Genomic DNA, 23922 nt, shown 5'->3' on the forward strand with positions numbered 1-23922 from the left:
CGAAGATGAACGGTGAAACCCAGGCCCAGGATGTGCTGAAACCCCCGCGAGTCAAGGACGGCTGGCCGAACCTGGAGGATCTGCCCACGCGCGAGCGGATCTCGATACCGCTCATCGTGGCGACAATCATCACGACGATCCTGACAGCGGCCGTGCTGGTGAGCTTCTTCACCAACAAGGCCGTCCAGTGGCCGATCGTCATCGGATACCTGTTCGACGGGCGCATTCTGCACGGCGTCCTGACCACGATCGAAATCACGGCAATGGCCATGGCACTCGGGCTCGTGATCGCCGTGACCATCGCGCTCATGCGGCTGTCCAAAAGCAAGCTACTCCGCACGGTCGCGCAAGCCTATACCTGGTTGTTTCGCGCGATGCCGCTGCTCGTTCTCCTGATCCTGACCTACAATTTCGCGCTGTTCTACCCGGAGGTCGGTATCGGCATTCCGACCGGGCCGATGTGGTGGTCGGCGCCATCAACGGATTTGCTCACGCCCATCTTGGCCGCGGTCATCGCCTTCGCGCTCAACGAGGGTGCCTACTCCTCGGAAATTCTGCGCGCCTCCATCCTGTCCGTTCCTCGCGGGCAGGAGGAAGCGGCCGTCGCGCTCGGCATGACCAAGGCACGCGTCTACCGGCGGGTGGTGCTGCCCCAGGCGATCCGGATCGCGATACCGCCGATATTCAACAATCTGATCAACATGCTCAAAGGCACTTCGATCGTGGCTTTCATCGGCGTGTTCGACCTCATGTACACCGTCCAGTCCATTTATCAGATCTCCTACGAGATAGCCCCGCTGCTCGTGGTTGCCACCATCTGGTACCTGGTGGTAGTCACCATCCTGACCTTCGTCCAGTCGGCGCTCGAGTCCAGGTTCGCGTTCACCCGGTCGAACTCACTGCGACGCCGCATTCTCAGTAACGCCTTCGGAGGTCGCTCATGAGTCCGTTGCCGATTCTGGAGGCTCGCAAGGTCAGCAAGACGATCAAGCACAACACGATTCTCGAGGACGTGAGTATCGAGGTGCAGAAAGGAGAGACTGTCTGCCTGCTTGGTCCCTCTGGTGCGGGCAAGACCACCTTCCTGCGTTGCTTGAACTACCTCGAGAAGCCCAGTTCCGGTGCGATCCTCCTGGAAGGTGAGCTGCTCGGATACCGGCTCGCCAAGAACCAGAACCACCTGGTTGAACTCACCCAGCGCGAGGTGGCTCGACAGCGACGCAGCATCGGCATGGTCTTCCAGTCGTTCAACCTGTTCTCACACAAGACCGTGCTCGAGAACGTGATCGAGGCTCCGGTCGGGGTTCTGGGTCGCCCGAAAGCCGAGGCCGTCGCCGAGGCACAGGAACTACTGGCCACGGTCGGCATGGAGCACAAGGCGAACGACATGCCGGACCGGCTGTCCGGCGGACAACAACAGCGCGTAGCCATCGCCAGGGCCCTCGCGATGCACCCGAAGGTCATGCTCTTCGACGAGCCGACCTCGGCACTCGACCCGGAGCTCGTCCGCGAGGTCCTAGAGGCCATGAAGAAACTCGTCGAACTCGGCATGACGATGATCGTTGTCACGCACGAAGTCGGGTTCGCGCGTGAAGTCGCATCCCGTGCCGTATTCATGGAAGGCGGGCGGATCGTCGAAGACGGACCCGCCCGTGAGGTGCTATCGGTGTCACAAAACCCACGCACCAAGGTGTTTCTGCAGCAGGTGCTCTGACGCACCCCACCACTGATGAGGAGCTGCGATGCTCGAACAGATCGCCAGGCTGCGGCGAAGCAGCGCGGCGCTCGACTCGTCCCCGCTCACCTTCGACGGGGGAGGGCATTACCGAATCGAGATCCCGAGCGTCGAAACGCTTGCCGCCTTCGACATCGCCGTGAAGGAGGCAACTCGACGCGAGGTCCCGATCCATCGAATCTCGCAGGGCAGCGGGATCATGCTGCTGACCGACGAAGAGCTGGCCGGCTATGCGCAACTCGGTGCGGCACACCATATCGAGGTCTGTTTGTTCGTCGGTCCCCGGGCAGCTTGGGACGGCGCGAGTCCATCACGGGCGACCGCCGAGGGAGCAGCGATCGGAGCGCGCAACGTCGGCCTCGCGTCACTGCACGGTGCCCTGAGTGATGTGTACCGCGCAGTCGATCACGGCATTCGCAGCGTGCTCGTCGCGGACGAGGGACTGATGGCGCTGATCGCCAAGGCTAAGACCGAGGGCTCGCTACCCGCCGACCTCATCGTGAAGGCTTCGGCGCTGATGGGCATCTCCAATCCCTACTCGGCCGAGGTGATCCACCGCATCGGGGCCGATTCGATCAACATTCCGGCGGAGACGTCGCTGCCGGAGCTCGCCGCGTTCCGTTCGGTGACCGACGGCGTCCTCGACCTCTATGTCGAAGGCCCCGACAGCCTCGGCGGTTTCCTGCGCTACCACGACATCGCCGAGATCATCAGAGTCGCCGCCCCGGTGTACGTGAAATTCGGTTTGCGCAACGTCGTGCCGATGTACCCGACGGGGTCACACCTGCATGCCATGGCCGAACAGACCACCGTTGAACGCATCCGTCGCGCCGCGATCGGACTGGAACACCTGGCCCGCGCCGGCACCGATCTCAAAGTCGACAAATCATGCGACCGCGCTGGGATCCCGGTCGCGTGAATAATCTGCGCATCTGGTCGTGGGCGGTACCGACACTCTCGGCATCAACCCGAACGGCGTGACCGGCGGGGCCGCCGAGGAGCTGCGCGGTGCCGACGTGGTGATCGGGGTGTCGGTCGGGCAGCTCGCCGAGGAGCTGGTGGCGACGATGGCCGAGGACGCCATCGTGTCCGCGCTGTCCAACCCGGATCCGGAGATCCACCCGGAGGTCGCGGCTGCATCGATCCTTCGAGGTGCACGTGCAACTCGACCTTGGGGAGGTTGGCGAGGAACTGCTCAAACATGGCGTCGGTGTCCAAGGGGGTTTCCTTCCAGCGGCCAGCATTCACGGCGCACGCCTATTCGGGAAGCGCGGCCGGCATCGAAGGGGTCTGGATCTCTAGCCGGTTACCAGGCGAGAGCGCCGCGTTCGTGGTCTTGGCCGTAGAGCGGAAGCGCAGGCACGAACCACCCCAAAGGGCTAAGGGAACGCGCATGGCTGGACACATTCGGCACTCTAGTGTTCTGCGCCGGAAATCCGTGAGATATATTTGTGTAGGGAGTCGAGTATCTCGTCTGCCGTCTTGCTCCATACGAAGGGTTTGGGGTCTTCGTTCCAGTTTTTGATCCACTCCCGGACGTCTTTTTCCAGCGCCACAACGCTTTTGTGGACACCACGGCGCAGAAGTTGGTCGGTGAGGAAGGCGAACCAACGCTCTACCTGGTTGATCCACGAGGACCCGGTCGGGGTGAAGTGCACTGTGAAGCGGGGATGCTTGGCCAGCCAGTCCTGGATAGCGGGGGTCTTGTGGGTGGCGAGGTTGTCGCAGACCAGATGCACGTCCAGTTCGGCCGGGACGGCTTTGTCGATCGCGACGAGAAACTTCTTGAACTCCACGGCCCGGTGCTTGCGGTGGATCTCGGAGATCACGGTGCCGTCGGCGATGTTGAACGCGGCGAACAGGCTGCTCACCCCGTGCCGGACATAGTCATGACTGCGGCGCTCGGGCATGCCGGGCATCATCGGCAGCACCGGTTGCGACCGGTCCAGGGCTTGCATCCCGGATTTCTCGTCCACGCACAACACCACCGCCTTCTCCGGCGGATTGTGGTACAGGCCGACAACATCGACGACCTTCTCCACGAACAACGGGTCACTGGACAGCTTGAACCCGTCGACCAGATGTGGCTTGAGTTCAAACTTTCGCCAGATACGTCCGATGGTGGACTTCGACAATCCGCTTCGCCGGGCCATCGAGGAGCGCGACCAATGCGTGGCGTTCTTCGGCGCCTCTTCCAACGTCGCCGTGATCACCTCCTCCACCTTGTCCAGCAGGATCGATGGCGGGCGACCCGGCCGCGGCTCATCCACCAGACCCTCCAGACGTTTGTCCACGAACCGTCTCCGCCACTTGTTCACCGTGTTCGCTGTGATACGCAGATCGGCCGCGACCCGCTTATTCGTCACCCCCGGCTGCGCGCACGCCAGCACGATCCGCGACCGCAACGCCAACGCCTGCGACGAGGTCGCCCGCCGCGACCACCGCACAAGCTGCTCCCGTTCCTCACCGGTGAGCACCAGATCAGCTTTGCGGCGTCCCGGCCGTCGCCGATCAACCAGCCCATCCAACCTCGCCTCACCAAACCGCTTACGCCACTTACCCACGGTCATCGTGGTCACACCCAGATCAGCAGCGACCCGCTCGTACACCACACCGGATTCCGCGCACCCCAACACAATCCGCGCCCGAAGCGCCAACCGCGACGACCCCCGCGACCACTCAAGGAGCCGCTCACGCTCGTCATCGCTCAACACGAACTCAACACCAGAACCCGCCACCAACTGATCATATCAAAATAAACCACGAATTTTCGGCGCAGGACACTAGCGTCGTTGGAGCCGACTGTGTCCAGGCGATCACCTACAGTCCTGGGCTCGCGGCCGCGTGTCCGTTGCTGGAGGATGCCGCTCTTGAGTAGTTCCTTGGCGTACTGCACGGTGATGGCGTTGAGCGCCATCTTCGACGGCGAGTAGCCCGTGCCCGGTGGGAAGACGGCCAGTTCGTGCCCGGGGTCGCTCATCAAAACCGCCGCCGAGGTCTGGGCGAACGGATGTCCTACCGGGCGTTCTTGCTGCTCCGGAATCGGAGACGTCCACTACAGATCCACTATGGACGTCGGCAGTTCTGGTGGCACGTCCGTCTGCTCGGCGAGCACCTCCAGCAACCGCGCGGTGAACTCCCACGGAGTGCCCATCATCCCGCCGTGATCACCGGGGAACACCACGGGCCGCAGGCCCAGTCGCTCGGCGAGCAGCACCGCGGTCCGGTACGCGAACTGGCCTTCCGACGTGGTGCCAATCCCGACCACCACCCGCGTCGGCGTCGCGCGCAGCGCGTCCAAATCCGGCGTGTAGCTGGCGAGCGGGCGCCACATCGGGCCGAAGAAGACCTTCAGGTTCGCCGGTCCGAAGAAGTCCTCCAGGTGCTCCCGCATCGCTGCGATCGCAACCAGTTCCTCCGCGTCCGGATCCTCGGGTACGTTGAAACCGGCGTCGGGCAGGAACTTGCCCATGGCCGCGCTGGTGCCGATGGTCCGCGCGGTCTGGTATATGTCGGCGTTGTGCGCGCGGTGCTCCTCGGGGTCGGGCAGCATCTCGGTGATCGGCGGCTCGTGCACGACCAGTGTGCGCACCTGCTCGGCGTGCGTCGCGGCCAGCACGAGACCAGTGTTGGAGCCTCCGCTGCTGGCGAAAACGTATGCCGGCTCGCCGGTCACCTCGCGCAACAGCCGGTGCGCGTCGTCGGCCTGCGTCTCGATCGTGATGTCCTGGCTCGGATCATCGATTGTGGACGCGGACAGGCCACGTGGGTCATAGGTGATCACGGTGTAGTGGTCGGCGAGCAGCGTCGCCACGTCGTCGTACACCGACCTGCCCGCCGGCCCGCCCGGGATCAGCAGCAGCACGGGGCCGGAGCCGCGCACCTGGTAGCTCAAGTGTGCGCCGGGGACGTCCAGGGTGTCCACGTGGTCGGGCTCCCACGCCGCACCGCCACGCGGTGACCGTACGCCACTCGGTTTTCGTAGCTCGTCGGCCACTCCAGATCCTTCCTACTGCTGGCGAATTCCACTGCGGCAGCACAAGAATCGCAATGGACACTGTGGGATTTCGATGCAGCGGCGCACCTGCAGCGCCGGCGCCATTGACCAGGGCTGTGCCGAGGCTCGCGAAGGCCACGCAGTGCCAGGGCCGGATCCGCGGTGCGATCGTAGTGCCGGATCGACGCGGCGCGCGGTCACAGGAAATTCTCTGCCCGCATGAGCAATCCCGCTCTGTACCAATGGGCACCCTTCGCGGAGTCTGCGGTGCGACCGATTGACGCCCGGGTCGGCGTCCCGCAATGATCAACTGCATGCGTGTGCTGGTCAGCACCTGGGGTTGGCGTTCTCACTACTATCCGATGGTCCCGTTCGCGTGGGGCCTTCGGGCGGCGGGACATGAGGTCAGTGTGGCCAGTCAGCCGGCGATGGTGCAATCCATCATCGGTTCCGGGCTTACCGCGGTCGCGGTCGGCGAAGACCTTGATTTCATCGAGGTATTCGCCAGTGGACTCGGCGGAAAAGCCGCGGAAGAGGGCGAATCGGTCACTGTCGATGGCGCGGCGGCGCGCTGTGCCGAGGCGATGGTCGACGACCTCGTCGCGTTCGGACACGGCTGGCGGCCGGACGTGGTGGTGCACGATCCGCTGAACCTGGCTGCCCCGGTGGCGGCGCGGGTTCTCGGTGTACCGGCCGTCAAACACTTGTGGGCGGCCGATTTCTCGGAGGGTATCCCGCTCGAAGAGGAGGTCGCGACCGGGGATCTCGTGCGGCGGTTCGGGATCGACAGGCTGCCCGAGGCCCCGGACCTGGTCTTGGACCCGTGCCCACCGGCGATGCAGGTTCCGCCGGGAAGTGCCCCGCGTCAGCCGATCCGTTTCGTGCCCTACAACGGAACCGCGGTGCAACCGTCGTGGTTGTGGCAACCACCGTCGCGGCCGCGGGTGTGCGTCACGTGGGGGACGCTGATGTCCGAAGTGGACGAAGATGGCAGGCTTTTCCGCGCGCCGCGCGTGGTCGACGCGCTGGCCGTGTCCGACATCGAGGTCGTGGTCGCCACTGATCCCAAGTCCCGGCCGCGATTCGGTGCCCTGCCGGACAACGTGCGTTTCGCTGACGGTCCACTCGCTCTGCACGTGGTGCTGCCGAGTTGTCAGGCCGTCGTGCACCAGGGAGGAGCCGGCTCGACGATGACCGCGCTCGCGGCCGGGGTGCCTCAGGTGATCCTGCCGGCGGTCGTCGATCAGCGTTTCAACGCCGCGCAGCTCGCCCTGACGGGCGCCGGCGTCGCCGGGGACCTCGACACGGTCGCCACTCAGGTGCATCAGCTGCTGACCGAACCGCGCTGGCGGGAAGCCGCCACGGGACTCGCCGAGCACAACGAAACCCGCCCCAGCCCGGCGGAGGTCGCCGCCGAACTGCCCCGGCTGCTCGAATGAAATACTCTTGACCCGAGTCGTATTTTACCGTTTTGCCGGGAAATCGCTGAAGGTTGTTCCGGGGAACGCAGCCGGATCCGTTGCTGGACGGCGTTGTCCTGAAATGATATCACGTGGGCTTTCGTCAACGGACAATTCCGCCCGAAGGGACTGCCGTAGTGAGCATCGACGTGCCAGAGAATGTTCCGGCCGCTCTCGAGCCGGTCGCCGTGATCGGGATCGGCTGCCGATTCCCGGGGGAGGCAGACAGCCCGGACGCGTTCTGGGACCTGCTGCTGGCCGGGACCGACACCAGCTCCGAAGTCCCCGGCGATCGGTGGCAGTCCTATGTGGAGCTGAGCCACCAGCACGCCTCGGTGCTGCGGAACACCGTGGGACGAGGCAGTTTCCTGACCGGGATCGACGGGTTTGACGCGGACTTCTTCGGGATCACGCCGCGCGAGGCGGAGCTCATGGACCCGCAGCAGCGGATCCTGCTCGAGGTGGCCTGGGAAGCGCTGGAGCACGCGGGTATCCCGCCGTATTCGCTCGCCGGCAGCGAGACCGGGGTGTTCGTCGGGTCCTGCACCGACGACTACCGGCGGCACCTGCTCGAGGATGTCGCGAACATGGACGCCTGGAGCGGCATCGGCGCGGCCAGGTGCGCCGTGGCCAACCGGCTGTCGCACGTGCTGGACCTGCGGGGTCCGAGCCTCGCCGTCGACACCGCCTGCTCGGCGTCGCTGGTGGCGCTGCACCTGGCCTGTCAGAGCCTGCGTTCGGCGGAGAGCGGTCTCGCGCTCGTGGCGGGGGTGAACCTGCTGGTCTCCCCGGGGGAGACGGTGACCCTGGACCTCGCGGGCGCGCTCGCCGCCGACGGCCGGTCGAAGGCGTTCGACGCCACCGCCGACGGGTACGGGCGTGGCGAGGGCTGCGGTGTGGTGGTGCTCAAGCGACTGGCCGACGCCCAGCGCGACGGCGACCGGGTGCTGGCCCTCGTCCGCGGCAGCGCGGTGAGCCAGGACGGCTACACCAACGGGATCATGGCGCCCAACCCCGTCGCGCAGGAGCACGTCATGGTGCGGGCCTGTCGGCACGCCGGGGTCGACCCGCGCACGGTCGGGTTCGTCGAGGCCCACGGAACCGGGACCCTGCTGGGCGATCCGCTGGAGGCGGCCGCGATCAGCGCGGTGTACGGCGCGGACCGCGCGGACGACGGCTGCTTCATCGGCTCCGTGAAGGCCAACATCGGTCACCTGGAAGGCGCCGCGGGTGTGGCGGGCGTGATCAAAGCCGTGCTCGCGCTCAGCCGCGCGGAGATCCCCGCCACTCCGATGGCATCCGGACCGAACCCGGGCATTCCCTGGCAGGACAACGGTTTACGGCTCACGACGGAGCGCGTCCGGTGGCCCGGGACGGGGGAGCCGCGACGGGCGGGCGTGTCCGGGTTCGGCTACGGCGGCACCGTCGCGCACATCGTGCTCGAGGAGGCACCGGAAGCGCCGCCGACACGGGAAGCCGACGTTCCGCGCGACCGGTTGTTCGCGCTGTCCGCCGCGTCCGAGGAGGCGCTCGGCCGCCGGGCCAGCGACCTCGCGGACTGGCTGTCGAAGCAGGGGAAGGAGGTCTCGCTCGACTCGCTCGGGCACACGCTGGCGACCCGCCGGTCCCACCTCGGGCATCGCGCGGCCGTCGCCGCTGCGAGCAGGGCCGGCCTGATCGAGCGGCTGCACGCGCTCGCCCAGGACGAACCGGCCGACGACGTGGTGACCGGCAGCCCGCTGCCCGACGGAGGCGCCGGCCTGGTGTGGGTGTTCTCCGGACACGGCTCGCAGTGGACGGGCATGGGCCGCGAGCTGCTGGCCACCGAACCCGCCTTCGCCGCGGTGCTCGACGAACTTGCGCCGGTGTTCGCGGACGAGATCGGCTTCACGCCGCGGCAGGTGCTGGAGGACGGCGCCCTTGACGAGGTGAGCCGGATCCAGTCGATGATCTTCGCCATGCAGGTCGGCCTGGCCGCGGTCTGGCGCGACCGCGGGCTCGCCCCGGCCGCGGTGATCGGGCACTCCGTGGGCGAGATCGCCGCTGCCGTCTGCGCGGGCGCGCTCGACCTCGTATCCGGCGCCAGGCTGAGCTGCCGGCGTTCGAAGCTGCTGAGCCAGGAGGCGGGCAAGGGCGCGATGGCCATGGTCGGCCTGCCCCTCGCCGAGGTGGAGCAGCGGCTGGCCGATCGCCCCGGGGTCGTGGCGGGCATCCACTCCTCGCCGATGTCCACAGTGGTCTCGGGCGATCCCGGCGCGGTCGAGGCCGTCGCGGGGGAGTGGCAGGCGGAGGGACTGGTCGTCCGCCGGGTCGCCTCCGACGTGGCGTTCCACAGCCCCCGGATGGACCTGCTCGCGGAGGAACTCGCCGGGGCCGTGTCCGAACTGCGTCCGGCGCAGCCGGAGATACCGGTCTACACCACCGCGCTGCCCGATCCGCGCACCGTCCCGGTCTTCGACGGGACGTACTGGGCGGCCAACCTGCGTAACCCGGTGCGTCTCGCTGGCGCTGTCACCGCGGCTGCCGAGGACGGTCACCGCGCTTTCCTGGAGATCTCCCCGCACCCGGTGGTAACGCACTCGATCAGCGAAACCCTGTCTCAGCAAGGGATCGAGGCCGCGTTCGTCGGCGGCACTCTGCGTCGCAACCGGTCCGAGCAGCGGAGCCTGCTCGCCGCGCTCGGGTCGCTGCACTGCCACGGCCTCGACGTCGACTGGTCCCGGCTGTTCCCGGCGGGCGAGCTGGTCGCGGCCCCGGCGAACCCGTGGCGGCACCGGTCGCTCTGGTGGCGGCCGCAGCTTGGTGGCGGTGGCGGCGCCCAGTCGCACGACCCGCACAGCCAGACCCTGCTCGGCGCGGAGATCCCGGTTGCGGGTAGCGCGGTCCGGGTGTGGCAGAGCAGCCTCGACGACAGCAACCGTCCCTATCCGGGCAGCCACAGCATCAACGGCGTCGAGATCGTGCCCGCCGCGGTGTTCATCACGTCCTTCTTCGCGGCCGCCGCGCCGGCCTGCCCACCGCCGACGCTGCGGAAGATCGCGATGCGCAGCCCCCTGATGACCGCCGACCGCAGAGAAATCCAGGTCGTGCTGGACGGCGACACGCTACGGCTGGCCTCCCGCGCCGCGGACGTGGACTCCGGGCCGGGGTGGGACACGCACACCGACGCGACCGTCGCCGCCGAACCGGGCGAGCTCCCCGCTCGGCTCTCATTGCCGGCTCCGGTGGAGCGGGCAGCGGCCACCCTTGTCCACGATCGGCTCAGCGCGGTCGGAGTTCCCTCCACCGGGTTCGACTGGACAGTCGAGGAACTCTGGCGCGGCGACGGCGTGCTGCGCGGCACCGTCGCATTTGGACGGTCGATGACCTGGGCACCCGTGCTCGACGCGGTGATGACGCTCGCGCCCGTCGCGTATCCCGGGGATCCGGTGCTGCGCATGGTCGTCGAGGCGGACGAGGTCACGGTGAGCGGCGAGCCGCCCGAGTCCGCGACAATCGACATCGCGGTGCGCGCGGACTCCCCGGACACCGTGGACGTCACCGTGGTGACGACCGACGACGTCGTGACGGCCCACGTCAGCGGCCTGCGGTACGCGGTCATCGGCGCCGAGGACGCTGTCTCCGCCGATCCCCGCACACTGGTGCACGAGGTCGCCTGGCATCCGTACGAACCCGTCGCGGACGTGAGCGCGGACCGGGCCCTTGTCCTCGTCGGCCCGCACGACGCGCTGGCCGAGCAGCTGACCGTGCAGGCCCGCGCGGCGGGACGCGACTGCCGGCTGCTCGCCGATCCCGAGCAGGTGGACGACCTAGCCGACGCCGACGTCTGTCTGATGCTGCCGGCGGACGCACCGGACGGCGCCGAGGCGCGGCGCCGGCCGCTCGCCACGGTCGCCCAGCGCCTGGCCGAGGCGGGCTCCGGTCGGCTGTGGTGCCTCACCACGGGCGCGGTGCGGACGGGCGCGGACACCGAGCCGCAGCTGTGCACGGACACCGCGGCCGTCATAGGAGCCGGCCGCACGCTCGCGGGAACCTGGCCGGAGTCGTGGGGTGCGGTCGTCGATCTGGACGACGCCGCCGTCACGGACGCGGCAGGGACCGCGAAGACCGTGCTCCGCATGCTCGGTGCCGCGTCCGGCGAGGCCGTGATCGCGGTTCGGCAGGGACAACCGCTCGTGGCCCGGTTGAGCAGGGTGGCGACTCAGCCGAGCCACCCGCCGGCACCGTGCCGTCCCGAGGGCACCTATCTGATCAGCGGGGGTCCCGGTCCGCTCGGCCTGGCAGCGGCGGATCGGCTCGTGGGCCTGGGAGCGAAACGGATCCTGTTCGTCACGCCGGAGGAGTTCCCCTCGCGATCCCAGTGGGAGTCCGTTGTGGACGACAAGTGGGCGGGTCAGGTCAATGGGGTGCTGGCACTGGAAGCCCGCGGCATCACGGTGCGCGTGCTCGCCTTGGACATCGCCGACTCAACCCAGGCCGCGCTGCTCGCCGACCCGGACCGGTCCGGGTTCCCGCCCGTCCGCGGCGTCGTCAGCCTCACCGAGCCGGGGGCCCAGGAATTCGGGTCACGCGCCCGCGGCACCCAGGTGATGCACGAGCTCTTCCCGCCGGGAACCCTGGACTTCTTCACGGTCTTCTCAGCGGGTGATCAGATGCTGAGCCTGCCAGGAACGGAGCTTGACGGGGCGGAGCTTGACGGGGCGGCCTGCGCCCTGCTCGACGCCATCGTGGCGCAGCGCGCGGAGGCCGGGGAGCGCGCACTGAGTCTGGGTGTCGTGGCTGGCCACGGAATCACTGTTGCGTCCGTGGCCGCCGCCTGGGACGTGGCGGACCGCCGTGGGCCCGGCGTCTATCCGGTGTTCCAGGACGACCAGCCGCAACTGCTCGAGCGTGCGCTGCCGGTGCTGAGCGAGCTCGGCGCCGTCGCGGAGGAGCCTGTCGAGACGGACGAACTGTCCACACTCGACCCGGAGCAGCTGCAGGCCACGCTCGCCGGCGAAGTCCGGTCGCTGATCGCGAAGGAGATGAAGCTGGACCCTGCGGACCTCGTGCCCACGCGGTCGCTGGCGGAGCAGGGAATGGACTCGATCCTGACCATCATGGTGCGGCGGCGCCTAGAGAAGCGGTTCGAGTGCCGGCTCCCGTCCACCCTGCTGTGGCAGACCCCGACGGTGTCCGCGATCGCGGGGCACGTGGCGGACCTGCTGAGCGTTGCCGCCGGGGAAGCGAATCGGTGACCCGGGCCCGACATCCACGACGGGAGAGACGTTATGCGCATTGCGGACATGTACCTGAACGGAATCGGCTCGGTCGTCCCGCCGGTGTTCCCGGTGGAACGCGCCGTCGCGGACGGCCTGTACCCGGCCCTGGAGGCCGAGGTGCACGAGTACCTCGGGGTGGCCGTCGCGGGTGAGCGTCCCGCGCCGGACATGGCGCTGGAGGCGGCCAAGACGGCGTTGAAGCGAGCCGACCGCGAACCGACCGAGCTCGCCCTCCTGCTCTACACCAACACGTGGCACCAAGGGCCCGAAGGCTGGCCGCCCCAGGCGTACCTGCAGCGCCACCTCGTCGGCGGCCGGGTGCCCGCGATGGCCGTCCGCCAAGGGTGCAACGGTATGTTCGACGCGCTCGAGCTCGCGGCCTGCTACCTGCGGGCTGAGCCGGACCGCGAAAGCGCTCTTCTGGTGGCGGCGGACAACTACGGCACCCCGCTGATCGACCGGTGGCGGGTCGCCCCAGGCATGATCGCCGGCGACGCCGCCGTGGCCGTGGTGGTCACGAAAAACCCCGGCTTCGCGCGGCTTCTCTCCGTCTCCTCGATCGGCGCGCCCGCGGGCGAGGAACTGCATCGCAGCGGAGAGCCGATGTTCCCACCGACCGTGACCGAGGGCCGTCCCCAGGATTTCACCGCGCGCTTCGAGCACTACCGGGCCAACCCGCCGGACGGCGCCGGAGTGCTCACGCAGATCCCGGGCCTCATGCTGGAACTCGTCGAGACCGCGGTGTCGGAAGCCGGTATCGAGATCAAGGACCTGGCCAGGGTCGCCTTCGAAACGCACTCCCGGGACATCGTCGAGCAGCGCCTGATGGTCCCCCTGGGCCTGGACATGGCGAAATCGACGTGGGAATTCGGCCGGCGCATCGGCCATTGCGGTGCCGCGGACCAGTTCCTGGCCTTCGAACACCTCCTCGCGGCCGGCGAGCTGGCTCCGGGAGACCACCTGCTGCTGGTTGGCCAAGCACCGGGCGTGGTCCTCTCCGCGGCTGTGGTGCAGGTACTGGACATCCCGAATTGGACGACATGACCGCACCGTGGCGCCCAAGCGATTACGGCCCAGCCCGCAGCTCTGGGGGAAGCCGATCCACAGCAGGTCGAGAACGAGGCTGAGTAGGCCGAGCTGTCCGGTGATCGCGGTCTGCTGCCGATGGCCGACCTGGAACCACGCAGGCGGTCGCCGACGTCGGCGAGGTGCACCTCGTTGGGCCTCTCAGCTACTCGTTTTCGTCGATTTCGGCTGAGATGCGTCGCATGATCGCGCCTGAATGGTGGAAATTATGGGCGGGATGGTTGTGGTGTCAAGGCTGCTCGTCAGTGGCTGGCGGCGTCGAACGGCAACACCGTCTCGTCGAATGCGTCCCGGGCGAACGTGGGATCGGACCAGCCGCTGTGCGCGCTCTTTGCCGTCCACGACGCATACTCGTACATCGAGGAGATCTCGCCGTCGCGGACCTCGAAGACGAAGATGAAGTGGTTGGCTACGTCCTCACCGCCGAGATTGCCCTCAACGCGGCTCTCGATGACCACCAGCGGACCGTTGGCGGCGATCCGCTTCCCTTCCAGCCGAGCCCCTTGCACCTTCTCGACGTGACGATTGGAGAACATCCTCCGCGCGACGTCCCTGCCGCGCAGTACGCCCTCCGGCGCGTTCTCCTCCGTCGCGGGCACCGGGATCATGATGCGGACGTCCTCGGCCAGCAGGTCCACGAAGTCATCCCACACGCCGGTCGCGGCCCCGCGCTGGATCCCGCAGAACGCCGCCGCCGCCACCTCCACGGCCGCGTCGTCGGCCGGGGCGATCCCCGGAACGGTCTTAGCTGCGATCTTGGACGAAGCCATCGTTCGCACCTCCTCATCGGCCACTGCCTTTACGGCGCCGGCGCCGTGCTTAGGACGGCGAGTATTCCGGGTGAGTGTGACCACAGCGGCACGCGAGTCCCGGACAGTGAGACTGGCTCAGCCTCCGCGTGCCGGTCCCGTGCCCACCCCAAGAGGTCGCGAAAGCTTCTCCGGCCTGCCGATGCAGCGGCGGATACCGGGCGACGCCACCGGGAACCTCATCATTCCGACCGAATTCCGACCGAGTGCTGCGGCCAGCGGAGCAGATCGACTGCGGCCTCAGTGTCGTCGGCGGGGATCAGCACTCCGCCTTTGCGTGTACCGGGCCGTTGCGTGTACCGGGCCGTTGCGTGTACCGGCCAGTGGAACGACCGGGTTGGCCCGGCCAAGCCAGGGCGGCAAAGTCTAGGGAGTGCCCATGGAAACGACTGAGCTGCAGGACGCCGTCACCCGGCTGATCGGCGCCCATGAGAAGCGGGAGCCCATCGACCCGCTCGTGAAGACCTTCCCGGACGCGTCGCCGGAGGATGCCTACCGCGTGCAGCAGGAGCTGGTGCGCCGGTGGGTCGACGCGGGGGATACCGTGCGCGGCCACAAGGTGGGCCTCGCCTCCGCCGCGATGCAGCGGCAGATGGGTGTGGATCAGCCCGACTACGGCCACCTCACCGCCTCGATGTTCCACCTGGAACACCAGGCCATCTCGACCATGCGGTTCCTGCAGCCGCGCATCGAGCCCGAGATCGCGTTCGTGCTCGGCGCGCCGCTGCGCGGGCCCGGCCTGACCGTGGCCGACGCCGTGCGCGCGGTCGATTTCGTGTTGCCGTCGCTGGAGATCGTCGACTCTCGCATCCGCGACTGGAACATCACGCTGTTCGACACCATCGCCGACAACGCCTCCTCGGGCGGCGTAGTGCTCGGCAGCCGCCCGACCTCGCTGCGCGAGGTCGACCTGCGGCTGACCGGCTGCACGCTGCACGTCAACGGCTCGCTGGTGGACACCGGTGCCGGCGCTGCCGTGCTGGGCTCCCCGCTCAACGCGCTCGTCTGGCTGGCCAACACCGTCGGGCCGCTCGGCGTGACGCTCGAACCGGGGCATGTCGTGCTGCCCGGTTCGATGACCGCCGCGCAGCCCGTGCGCCCCGGTGACACCGTCGTCGCGACCATGGCCGGGCTCGGCAGCGTCACCGCCATGTTCGCCCCCGAGGAGGAACAGTGATCCACGCCATTCGCGCCGCCGCGCAGGAGCTGCTCGCCGCGAAGGAAGAGCGCTCGATGCTCACCGAGGACTGGCCGGACCTCGACGTCGCCACCGGCTACGCCATCCAGGACGAGGCCCTGCGCCTGCGCCGGGAGCGCGGCGAGACGCTCGTCGGCCTCAAGCTCGGCCTCACCTCGCGCGCCAAGCAGCAGCGCATGGGCATCGACGCGCCGCTGCTCGCGTGGCTCACCGACGCGATGATCCTGCCCGCCGGGGTGCCTGTGCCGGAGCTGATCCACCCGCGCGCCGAGCCGGAGCTGGTGTTCGTGATGGGAAAGCGCCTCGCGGGCCCGGGTGCCACGGCCGCGACCGCGCTGGCCGCGGTGTCGCACGTGTGCGCCGGGATCGAGATCATCGACAGTCGGTACTGCGACTACAAGTTCACGTTGCCGGACGTGGTGGCGGACAACGGTTCCTCGGCGTTCTTCAGCCTCGGCCCGGTGAGCAAGCCACCGTCCGAGTTGGACCTGTCGCTGGAGGCCGCGCTGGTCGAGGTCGACGGCAAGATCGTGGACACCGCTACCGGCGCCGCAGTGCAGGGGCACCCGGCGGAGGCGCTCGCGCTGGCCGCCAACGCCCTCGCCGCGCGCGGCCTCGCGATCGAGCCGGGCTGGGTCGTGCTGACCGGCGGCATGACGGATGCCGTGGAGATGAAGTCCGGCTCCCGCGTGGCTGCGCACTTCTCGAATCTCGGCTCGGTGACGCTGACGGCGTGACGGATCGGGACTGATGGGCGACGCGGGCGATCCCGGCGAAGCCGCAGGGTCACGCCGAGACAGCACCAGGCGATGACCAAGATTCAATCGGCGCAAGCCTCGTCCTTTAGGGCGGGGAGCCGATTCTTGCTTTCCGGCCCGCGTAGCGGGCCGTCAGGCCGGGTGGTAATGCCGGATGATCGACAGGGGGCTCCGCCGCGGGATGCGGCGAAGTACGACGGGGACCACAGATGGTCGCGGTGGGTCAGGACTCAATACCGCTCTGCACAACGATCGGTTTCCTGCGGCCGAGACGGAGACCCCGAAGGGTCTCCTCCGGGCTGTGCGGCCTTCCTCAGGGCAGCGCGGGGGTGATGTCCATGTGGACGCGGTAGTCGACGACCTGTGTTCCTTTCAGCCACATGACCGTCACGCACGGCAGCGCCAGAGGCGTTCCGTCCGGTGCTTCGGTCTCAATCGTGAAGCGGCAGAACAGCTGCCCGTCCCCGGTATCGACGATCTGGTCGACGACATGCCGAACCCAGGGCAGGGTGTTCGCCGCCGCGGCAGTCGCTGCGACGATCGAATGTCGCCCGACCACGGTGTTGTTGGAGGCAAAGGTGTACGTCGCGTCGTCGGCGAACCACGCGCCGAAGGACTCAGCGTCGCCGGCGTCGACTGCAGCGCATTGCGCGTGCACCATGGCTACGCGTTCTTCGGGGGTCATCGTCAGGCTCATTTCTGCAGCGTCAGGCCGTAGCGGGTCATGACCTCGCTCACCAGCGTCATGTCCCGGCCGGGAGGCAGCTCACTGAGTTCCCGGTAGTAGTTCTCCAGCCCGGGCGGTGACACGACCGCGACGATGCGGGTCTCCTCCTCGAACGGGTTGTAGAACACGTGCGGCACGCCGCGCGGCATCAGCAGGCAATCCCCTTCCCCGAGTTCGTGTTTCTCACCGTCGAGTTCGACCGCGACGCGTCCCCGCACACAGGTGAACAGTTCGTCCTCACGGCTGTGGATGTGCGTGGGCGGACCACCGAGACCCGGCGGAACGATGTACTCGAACACCGAGTAGGCGCCTCCGGTGTCTGCCCCGGTGAGACGGGTGAAGATACCGAGGCCGATCGCGCCTACATCGGTGCCGTCACCGGAGCGGATGACGCGGTGGTTGGCTGTGCTCATTGCTTCTCCTCGGGTTCAGTGTCGGCTGGGCGCGGGTCAGGGTGCGGCGACGCCGGCGCGGCGGATGTCTGCCGGGCGAGTGCCTCGCAAGCAGGGAGGTGACCTTGCGATGGGGCGAGGGCTGGACGGGCATCAGCCAGTGCGCGTGGCCCGGGTCGGCCACCCGATCCGCAGTCCGAGGTCGTTGCGGACCTCGTCGACGTGGTGCAGGGATAAGGCGATGGTCTTGGTGCCGAGGCAATGGTGTTCGCCAGTCGCGCCGTCCATGAAGGACAGTCGCGCGGTCACGGGGGAAGAAGCCCTCGGCGACCAAGCCAATCGCGCCTCGGACGATGTGCTCCATCCGGCCGCGGGGAGCAAAGTCCTTCTCGCGCAGCCCGAACTGGCGCACCGAGACTGAGCCGCTGGAGTTGAGCAACATGCGGCGCAGCCCGTTCCCGCGACCGTGCGGGAACTTCGCCATGCGGTGGCGAAACAGCGCCTCACCGAGGTGGGTCAGCAGAGCCTTGAAGTTCAGCACGCCCGCCTCCCGGCGGTACACCTTCCACAACAGCCCGGTGAACCGGTGGCGCAGCAGCAACTTCGCTGTCGCCAACCCGGCGATGCCTGCTGCCACGAGCGCTACCCCCACGAGTGGTCCTCCCGCTCGCCGCCGGTGAATTCGGCTCGACGCGGGAATCCACCCTAGGACGGCCGTGACCGGGACACCAAGTGCCAGTCCTAGTCAGCGGGACTGCTGGTCGGGGAAGGCTGGTGCGGCCCACCGCCGGGCGGCGTAGGCGCGGCTCGCCGAGGCGGCGGCCATGCGCACCGCGGGGCCGACCCGATCGGGCAGCACGGAGGCGCTCGGCCCGGTGACCGACAGCGCCGCGGTCACGACCCCGGTGACGTCGAAGATCGGCGCGGCGACACAGCTCACGCCGGGATTTCCTTCCTCGTGGTCATAGGCCCAGCCGCGGCCGAACACGGCCGCCAGCTCCTCCCTGAGCGCGGCGGGCGAGGTGATCGTGCGTACGGTGCGCCGGCTCAGGCCCGCGTCGATCACACTGTCCACGACGTCGTCGGGCGAGTATGCCAGGATCGCGCGGCCGAGCCCGGAACAGTACCCGGGGATCAGCCCGCCGACGGCGGAGAGCATCGGTATCCGGCGATGCCCGGTGATCTTCTCCACGACCAGCACCTGGTGGCCGTCGAGCACGCCAAGCTGGACGGTGCTGCGTGTCGCCGAGTGCAGGTCATGCAAGTACGGCAGGACCACCTCGCGCAGCTCGTGGCGGACCGGGACCAGGCCCGACAACTTGAACAGGAGATTGCCGACCCGGTACCGGTCACCGGGTTTGTCGAGCCAGCCCAGCCGGATCATGCGGGCGGCGGTGCGGTGCACCGTCGACCGCGGTAGCCCCGAACGCTGCACGAGTTCGGCCAGACCGAGCTCGGGATGCGTGGCGTCAAAGGCGTTCAGCAGACACGTTGCACGCTCCAGTGCGCCCCCTGCGGCCTCCGCGGCTTCCACCGCACCCCACTCCGGGTCCCGTGCAGTGGGACCGTCGCTTGGCTCTGCGTCACCCATGGGCCGAATGTAGGCGACATCATGAGTAACGTGAAAGCGGCGGACAATACTTCTTCAGGCCCGATACGGCCAGAGCCTCGTGTCGCGCTCGTCGGTGGGGGTGCGGGTGGTATCGGCACCGCTATCGCAGCCTCGTTGCGCGCCAGCGGGCACGACGTAATTCTCGCCGGGCGCACGGAATCCACCCTCGCGGCCGCCGCAGCGGCACTGGGCCCCGGCACCGGACACGTCGTGTGCGACCTGGCCGATCCGGCCGACGCTGCCGCGGCCGTCGAGCAGGTACACCAGAGTCATGGCGCACTCGACGTCGTGGTGGCCAACGCGGGCGGCCCGGCGCCCGGCGGGGTGCTCGATGTCCCGCACGAGCAGTGGCATCACGACCTTGATCTACTGGTGCTGGGGCCGCTGGCCCTGATGCGGTCCGCCCTGCCGAGCATGGCCGAGCGCGGATTCGGCCGGATCGTGCTCGTCACCTCGACCGCGGTGCGCCAGCCGCAGCCGGGGCTGGCCGCCTCCACTGTCCTGCGGACGGCGGCGACGGCCGCCGCGAAACTTGCCGCCCGCGAGTGCGCGTCCCGAGGGGTGACGGTCAACTGCGTCGCTGTCGGGGCCACGGACACACCGCGCCGGATCGAAGTGGTCCGGCACCGCGCCCTCGTCGCGGGCGTCGACCTCAGTACGGCACTCGCCCAGGACACCGTCGACATCCCGGCGGGGCGCGCGGCCGATCCGGAGGAGATCGCGGCCGCGGTGAACTTTCTCGCCTCACCCGAGGCGAGCTATGTCAACGGCACTGTGCTGACCGTCGACGGCGGCCGCACGGAGTACCTGCTCTGAAAGGACGAATCGACCATGACGAGTGCGGGCCGAGGCTTCGACGTCGCCGATTTCTTGGCGGACATCTCCCACGAGGTGCGGCCGGGCCGCCAACGGCCACTGGTCGTGCACGACGAGGATCTGCGGCCGATCCCGCAGGGCGCGGTGCCCAACCCCGCGCCGCTGCGGATCGCCGGCGCGCTGCCGACCACGACGTTCGAGCTGTTCCGGCAGGAGATTCCGCCGGGCGGGAGTTCGGACATGCAGCGCCACCACCACGAGACTGTCCATTTCGTCATCGCCGGTGAAGGCCACAGCGAGATCGAACGCGGCGCGGATGAGAACGAGCCCGAGGTCGTCGCCTGGTGGACCGGTTCGTTCGTTTATACGCCACCGTGGACCTGGCACCGCCACTTCAACGACTCCGCGGACCGGCCGGTGGAATTCCTGACCATTGAGAACTCCCGTCTGCTGGACCTGTTCGGCCTGGGCCGCCGCGAAAGCGCCGGGCTTGTCAGCCTCGCCCAGGCCCGCGCCGGCGACCAGCACTGACAGAAAGAAACGGAGGCAATCGTGACCACAGTAGACAGTGCTGCCTCGGCCGGTCAGAACAGCTCGGCGGGACCGCCGGTGCCCGAGCACATCAGCATCTGGGGCGAACTCGGCGATGTCGCGCACACGCTGCAGTACGTTCGGGTGCAGACAAAAGAGGGAGAGGTCCGTACCCGGGTGTTGCAGGCCGGTACCGGACCCGAGTTGATCCTGCTGCACGGGACCGGGGGCCACCTGGAGGCTTATGCGCGCGACATCGCGGGACTGGCCCAAGATTTTCACGTGACCGCCTACGACATGGTGGGCCACGGCTGGTCGGCGCTACCGGACCGGCCCTACACCATCGACGTGCTGGTCGACCACCTCATCGGCCTGATGGACGCGCTCGGCATCGGACAGGCGCACCTGTCCGGCGAGTCGCTCGGTGGCTGGGTCGTCGCATGGGCCGCCGCGCACTACCCGGAGCGTGTGCTGCGACTGGTGCTCAACACGCCGGGCAACATCGCCAACAAGCCCGGGGTGATGACACGGATGCGCGACAGCACCATGGCCGCAGTCCGCGATCCCAGTGATGCCACGGTCCGTAGGCGCGTCGAGTTCCTCTTTCATCACAAGGACATGGTCACCGACGAGCTGGTCAACCTGCGTCGCCGGGTCTATTCCCAGCCCGGTTTCCTCCGCGCGATCACCAACACGCTGGTGCTTCAGGATCCGCAGATCCGCAAGGACTACGCATGGGACCCCTCGTGGGTGTCCAAGGTGGACGCTCCGACGCTGTTGCTGTGGACGAGCCACGACCCGACCGGCGGGTTGGACGAGGCACAGCTGCTGCTGGATTGGCTGCCCGACGCCCGCCTGCACGTGATCCAGGACGCCGGCCACTGGCCGCAATGGGAGAAGGTCGGCGAGTTCCTGAATGTCCACCGCAGGTGGCTGCTCACCGGACAGGACCCGATCTGATGGCAGAGATCGCTGGCTTCGTTGGCATGTCGCACAGTCCGTTCGCGTCCCTGCTGCCACCACAGCACCTTCACGGGCCAGGAGCGCAGTTCCTCGCCGACGCGGCGCGGGTGCGCCGGGCCGTGGACGACCTCGCACCCGACGCGGTCGTCGTGATCGGGCCCGATCACTTCCACGGGAACTTTTATGACGTCATGCCTCCGTTCGTACTCGGCGTCGAGACCGCGATTGGCTTCGGCGACTTCGGCAGCGCGGCGGGACCGTTCGCGCTGCAAACCGACCTGGCCTGGGCCGTTCACGATGGGGTCACCGCCGCAGGGTTTGACCTGTCGCTGTCGTATTCGCTCACCGTCGACCACGGCATCGTCCAGACCTACGAGATGGCCACCGGCGGGAGCATCCCGATGATCCCGCTGGTGGTGAACACGGCCGCGCCACCACTGCCGTCGCTGCAGCGCTGTGTGGAGCTGGGACAGGCGTTGGGGGCCGCGCTGCGGTCGGCCGACTTCGCGGGATGCGTGCTGGTGGCGGCCAGCGGCGGCCTGTCGCATTGGCTTCCCTCCAACGATCCCCGCGACCCCAGCGTGACCGGTGAACGGCGCTCGGCACTCATCCACGGCCGATCCGACGTCCAGGCCTTCGCTGCGGCGCGTGAGCCTCGGGTCCGGGCTATGGGCGGAAATCCTTCCGCGCGGGTCGACGCCGACTGGGATCGGTGGTTCCTCGACCGTCTGGCAGGTGGGGACGCCGGTGCGATCGCCGCGCTGGGGCACGAGGGCCTGGAGGAGGCCGCAGGTACCGGTGGGCACGAGGTGCGGTGTTGGCTCACCGGCCAGGTGGCCGCCGGACTTCCGCTTGTGTGGCACAGCTACGAGCCCGTGCCCGAATGGATCACCGGCATGGGAATCGGGACCACTTTCCCGGTGCCGTGAGCACCACAGGCCGCGCGCGTTCGGCCGTATTCTTCGCGGTTTTCGGCCGGGCGAGCCGGTTCTGGTCGTCGGCACCGTCGGCTCGGCGCCCTTGAAGTGGGGCTCCGAAGTCAGAAGTCCAGTACCAGCCGCCCGGACCGGTCATCGGCGCCTTGACGCGCCTTAAAATAGTGTGCACACTTTTCTTCGGCGCGATCTCTCGCGGCAGACCGTCAAGCGGCTGGGATGCCCGAGGATCTCGTCGGCGCGGTCTCGTTCCTCGCCTCCATTGACGCGGCCTTCTTGACCGGACAGACACGGTTTCGTCGATGGCGGCCTGGGGCGGCGCTGACCGCGTCACGCGTCCAACGGTTCAGGTGGAGCGGCACTTCGTAAATGTGTACACAAACAGGGCGGTGCGGCGTTGCCGCCACCGACCCGAGAGGAGTCTCGATGGTCGATAGCTCCCGATCTCGTTTCGACCTGGTCGCGGGAGACGCGCGATGACCGCGCCCACCACCACCGGCAAGCTGTTCTCCAGCCTGCGGATCGGCTCCCGGGAGGCCCGCAACAGGGTGGTGTTCGCCCCGATGTCGGTGTGCTACGGCGACGAGGCGGGCCAGGTCAGCGATGCTGAGGTCGAGCACTACGCGCGACGGGCACGCGGGGGCGCCGGGATTGTCGTCACCGAGAACTTCGCGATCAGCACGGCAGGCCGGCAGATGCCCCGGCAGACGCTCGTCGCCGGCGAAGAACACCTGCCGGGGCTGGCCCGGCTCGCCTCGGCCATCACCGCGCACGGAGCTCTGGCGATCGTGCAGATCGTCCACGCCGGTCGTTACGCCGGCCCCTGGGATGTCTACGACCAGGCACGTCGGCTCGCGCCGTCGGCGGTCCCGTTCGAGCTGACCCCCGGCCGCATCGAGACTCCGGCCGAGATCACCGACGAGGAGATCCGGCGCAGTATCGCCGAGTTCGGCCGCGCAGCCGAACTGTGCCAGCGGGCGGGATTCGATGGGGTCGACATCCACGGGGCCCAGGGCTTCTTGATCTCGGGTTTTCTCTCGCCATTGACCAACCGGCGCACGGACCGGTGGGGCGGATCGTTCGACAACCGTGCACGGTTCGCCCTTGAGGTCGTCCGCGAGGTTCGCCGCCGCACGCGACCGGATTTCCTGGTGGGCATGCACCTCATCAGCGACGAACTCGTCGATGGAGGCTGGAGCATCGACGACGCGGTGCGGCTGGCACCGCTCCTCGAGGACGAAGGCGTGCAGTTCCTTTTCGCGATTCCGGCCACGTTCGAGACACTCCGGCTGCCAGCCAACCAGGGACTGTTCGCCCGGCGCGGCTATGGCGGCTCCGCCAGCAGCGCGCTCGCCGCCGCTGTGAGCATCCCGGTCATCGCCAACGGCGGTCTGGGTGATCCCAGCGACGCCGAGGAGGTCCTTGAACACGACAACGTCGCCGCCGTCGGACTGGCCCGGGCGCTGTTCGCCGACCCCGACTGGCCACGCAAGGTCGCAGCCGGGCAACCGGTGCGGCACTGCGCCTGCTCCCCGCCGATCTGTGCCCGCACCCAGCTGACCGGAGCCGTGTGCGCGGCCTGGCCGGCACCAGCGGCCGAACGCGGCTACTTCGGGCTGGACGACTGAAACGTTAGGGAGAG

Annotated in this window: 20 protein-coding genes and 1 pseudogene; 13 read left to right on the top strand and 8 right to left on the bottom strand. The window is 68.3% G+C overall.

Features of this window, described 5'->3' with window-relative positions:
• Positions 1–5: 5 nt before the first annotated feature.
• The 3 genes from BJ970_RS22005 to BJ970_RS22015 all read left to right on the top strand — a co-directional run bounded on the left by BJ970_RS22005 (position 6) and on the right by BJ970_RS22015 (position 2654).
• Entirely contained in the window at positions 6–944 is a 939-nt protein-coding gene (locus tag BJ970_RS22005; protein WP_184727981.1) for an amino acid ABC transporter permease, read from the top strand.
• Complete coding sequence (locus tag BJ970_RS22010; protein ID WP_221467269.1) at positions 941–1714, top strand: amino acid ABC transporter ATP-binding protein; 774 nt, start codon at positions 941–943, stop codon at positions 1712–1714. The genes BJ970_RS22005 and BJ970_RS22010 overlap by 4 nt, the downstream gene beginning before the upstream one ends.
• A 220-nt stretch (positions 1715–1934) precedes the next feature.
• Entirely contained in the window at positions 1935–2654 is a 720-nt protein-coding gene (locus BJ970_RS22015; RefSeq protein ID WP_184727982.1) for a U32 family peptidase, read from the top strand.
• A gap of 496 nt (positions 2655–3150) precedes the next feature.
• Here BJ970_RS22015 and BJ970_RS22020 read toward each other — a convergent pair whose 3' ends face one another.
• The 3 genes from BJ970_RS22020 to BJ970_RS22030 all read right to left on the bottom strand — a co-directional run bounded on the left by BJ970_RS22020 (position 3151) and on the right by BJ970_RS22030 (position 5660).
• Positions 3151–4473 (bottom strand): IS630 family transposase, encoded by a 1323-nt coding sequence (locus BJ970_RS22020; RefSeq protein ID WP_221467270.1) that lies wholly within the window; start codon positions 4471–4473, stop codon positions 3151–3153.
• Positions 4443–4715: a hypothetical protein gene (locus BJ970_RS22025; RefSeq protein WP_184727984.1), complete on the bottom strand. Its 273-nt coding sequence runs from the start codon at positions 4713–4715 to the stop codon at positions 4443–4445. Before BJ970_RS22025 ends, BJ970_RS22020 begins: the two co-directional genes overlap by 31 nt.
• 75 nt (positions 4716–4790) lie before the next feature.
• On the bottom strand, positions 4791–5660 hold the full coding sequence (locus BJ970_RS22030) for an alpha/beta fold hydrolase (protein WP_184727985.1): 870 nt from the start codon (positions 5658–5660) through the stop codon (positions 4791–4793).
• Positions 5661–6046: 386 nt separating this feature from the next.
• On the opposite strand from BJ970_RS22030, the gene BJ970_RS22035 reads away from it, so the two are divergent.
• The 3 genes and pseudogenes from BJ970_RS22035 (at position 6047) to BJ970_RS22045 (ending at position 13497) form a co-directional block, all read left to right on the top strand.
• Positions 6047–7171: a nucleotide disphospho-sugar-binding domain-containing protein gene (locus BJ970_RS22035; RefSeq protein WP_184727986.1), complete on the top strand. Its 1125-nt coding sequence runs from the start codon at positions 6047–6049 to the stop codon at positions 7169–7171.
• A 158-nt stretch (positions 7172–7329) separates the two neighbouring features.
• Positions 7330–12426 (top strand): annotated as a pseudogene (locus BJ970_RS22040) (type I polyketide synthase); the annotation flags it as partial.
• Positions 12427–12462: 36 nt separating this feature from the next.
• Positions 12463–13497, top strand: a complete 1035-nt coding sequence (locus BJ970_RS22045) for a ketoacyl-ACP synthase III family protein (protein WP_184727987.1) — start codon at positions 12463–12465, stop codon at positions 13495–13497.
• 284 nt (positions 13498–13781) lie between these two features.
• Here BJ970_RS22045 and BJ970_RS22050 read toward each other — a convergent pair whose 3' ends face one another.
• On the bottom strand, positions 13782–14309 hold the full coding sequence (locus BJ970_RS22050; protein ID WP_184727988.1) for a nuclear transport factor 2 family protein: 528 nt from the start codon (positions 14307–14309) through the stop codon (positions 13782–13784).
• 418 nt (positions 14310–14727) lie between these two features.
• On the opposite strand from BJ970_RS22050, the gene BJ970_RS22055 reads away from it, so the two are divergent.
• The gene (locus tag BJ970_RS22055; protein WP_184727989.1) at positions 14728–15525 is read left to right on the top strand and encodes a 2-keto-4-pentenoate hydratase; all 798 of its coding nucleotides are present in this window, start codon (positions 14728–14730) and stop codon (positions 15523–15525) included.
• Positions 15526–15581: 56 nt separating this feature from the next.
• Complete coding sequence (locus tag BJ970_RS22060) at positions 15582–16283, top strand: 2-keto-4-pentenoate hydratase (RefSeq protein WP_184729281.1); 702 nt, start codon at positions 15582–15584, stop codon at positions 16281–16283.
• Between the two features lie 334 nt (positions 16284–16617).
• Here the strand turns inward: BJ970_RS22060 and BJ970_RS22065 are convergent, their stop codons facing one another.
• From BJ970_RS22065 to BJ970_RS22080, 4 genes are all read right to left on the bottom strand, one after another.
• Positions 16618–17001: a nuclear transport factor 2 family protein gene (locus BJ970_RS22065; RefSeq protein ID WP_184727990.1), complete on the bottom strand. Its 384-nt coding sequence runs from the start codon at positions 16999–17001 to the stop codon at positions 16618–16620.
• Entirely contained in the window at positions 16998–17444 is a 447-nt protein-coding gene (locus tag BJ970_RS22070) for a cupin domain-containing protein (protein WP_184727991.1), read from the bottom strand. The genes BJ970_RS22065 and BJ970_RS22070 overlap by 4 nt, the downstream gene beginning before the upstream one ends.
• A gap of 132 nt (positions 17445–17576) precedes the next feature.
• Entirely contained in the window at positions 17577–17732 is a 156-nt protein-coding gene (locus BJ970_RS22075) for a hypothetical protein (RefSeq protein ID WP_184727992.1), read from the bottom strand.
• Between the two features lie 436 nt (positions 17733–18168).
• Positions 18169–19014, bottom strand: coding sequence for an IclR family transcriptional regulator (locus tag BJ970_RS22080; protein ID WP_184727993.1), 846 nt, complete (start codon positions 19012–19014; stop codon positions 18169–18171).
• 21 nt (positions 19015–19035) lie between these two features.
• Here BJ970_RS22080 and BJ970_RS22085 point away from each other — a divergent pair, with 21 nt between their 5' ends.
• The 5 genes from BJ970_RS22085 (at position 19036) to BJ970_RS22105 (ending at position 23908) form a co-directional block, all read left to right on the top strand.
• Complete coding sequence (locus BJ970_RS22085; RefSeq protein WP_184727994.1) at positions 19036–19851, top strand: SDR family oxidoreductase; 816 nt, start codon at positions 19036–19038, stop codon at positions 19849–19851.
• 15 nt (positions 19852–19866) lie between these two features.
• Positions 19867–20382 (top strand): cupin domain-containing protein, encoded by a 516-nt coding sequence (locus tag BJ970_RS22090; protein ID WP_184727995.1) that lies wholly within the window; start codon positions 19867–19869, stop codon positions 20380–20382.
• Positions 20383–20403: 21 nt separating this feature from the next.
• Complete coding sequence (locus BJ970_RS22095; protein WP_312864354.1) at positions 20404–21342, top strand: alpha/beta fold hydrolase; 939 nt, start codon at positions 20404–20406, stop codon at positions 21340–21342.
• Entirely contained in the window at positions 21342–22274 is a 933-nt protein-coding gene (locus BJ970_RS22100) for a DODA-type extradiol aromatic ring-opening family dioxygenase (protein WP_184727996.1), read from the top strand. The genes BJ970_RS22095 and BJ970_RS22100 overlap by 1 nt, the downstream gene beginning before the upstream one ends.
• 482 nt (positions 22275–22756) lie before the next feature.
• Positions 22757–23908 carry an oxidoreductase gene (locus tag BJ970_RS22105; protein WP_184727997.1) on the top strand — a complete coding sequence of 384 codons (1152 nt, stop codon included), beginning with the start codon at positions 22757–22759 and terminating at the stop codon, positions 23906–23908.
• Positions 23909–23922: the final 14 nt, after the last annotated feature.

The sequence above is a fragment of the Saccharopolyspora phatthalungensis genome, assembly GCF_014203395.1.
GTDB classification, from domain to species: Bacteria; Actinomycetota; Actinomycetes; order Mycobacteriales; family Pseudonocardiaceae; genus Saccharopolyspora; species Saccharopolyspora phatthalungensis.

Coding starts and splice junctions, on each gene's coding strand:
- BJ970_RS22035 (WP_184727986.1), top strand. CDS start 6,047: ATGCGTGTGCTGGTCAGCACCTGGGGTTGGCGTTCTCACTACTATCCG.
- BJ970_RS22070 (WP_184727991.1), bottom strand. CDS start 17,444: ATGAGCACAGCCAACCACCGCGTCATCCGCTCCGGTGACGGCACCGAT.
- BJ970_RS22025 (WP_184727984.1), bottom strand. CDS start 4,715: ATGAGCGACCCCGGGCACGAACTGGCCGTCTTCCCACCGGGCACGGGC.
- BJ970_RS22010 (WP_221467269.1), top strand. CDS start 941: ATGAGTCCGTTGCCGATTCTGGAGGCTCGCAAGGTCAGCAAGACGATC.
- BJ970_RS22060 (WP_184729281.1), top strand. CDS start 15,582: ATGCTCACCGAGGACTGGCCGGACCTCGACGTCGCCACCGGCTACGCC.
- BJ970_RS22105 (WP_184727997.1), top strand. CDS start 22,757: ATGACCGCGCCCACCACCACCGGCAAGCTGTTCTCCAGCCTGCGGATC.
- BJ970_RS22045 (WP_184727987.1), top strand. CDS start 12,463: ATGCGCATTGCGGACATGTACCTGAACGGAATCGGCTCGGTCGTCCCG.
- BJ970_RS22055 (WP_184727989.1), top strand. CDS start 14,728: ATGGAAACGACTGAGCTGCAGGACGCCGTCACCCGGCTGATCGGCGCC.
- BJ970_RS22015 (WP_184727982.1), top strand. CDS start 1,935: ATGCTGCTGACCGACGAAGAGCTGGCCGGCTATGCGCAACTCGGTGCG.
- BJ970_RS22065 (WP_184727990.1), bottom strand. CDS start 17,001: ATGAGCCTGACGATGACCCCCGAAGAACGCGTAGCCATGGTGCACGCG.
- BJ970_RS22085 (WP_184727994.1), top strand. CDS start 19,036: ATGAGTAACGTGAAAGCGGCGGACAATACTTCTTCAGGCCCGATACGG.
- BJ970_RS22090 (WP_184727995.1), top strand. CDS start 19,867: ATGACGAGTGCGGGCCGAGGCTTCGACGTCGCCGATTTCTTGGCGGAC.
- BJ970_RS22050 (WP_184727988.1), bottom strand. CDS start 14,309: ATGGCTTCGTCCAAGATCGCAGCTAAGACCGTTCCGGGGATCGCCCCG.
- BJ970_RS22100 (WP_184727996.1), top strand. CDS start 21,342: ATGGCAGAGATCGCTGGCTTCGTTGGCATGTCGCACAGTCCGTTCGCG.
- BJ970_RS22005 (WP_184727981.1), top strand. CDS start 6: ATGAACGGTGAAACCCAGGCCCAGGATGTGCTGAAACCCCCGCGAGTC.
- BJ970_RS22080 (WP_184727993.1), bottom strand. CDS start 19,014: ATGGGTGACGCAGAGCCAAGCGACGGTCCCACTGCACGGGACCCGGAG.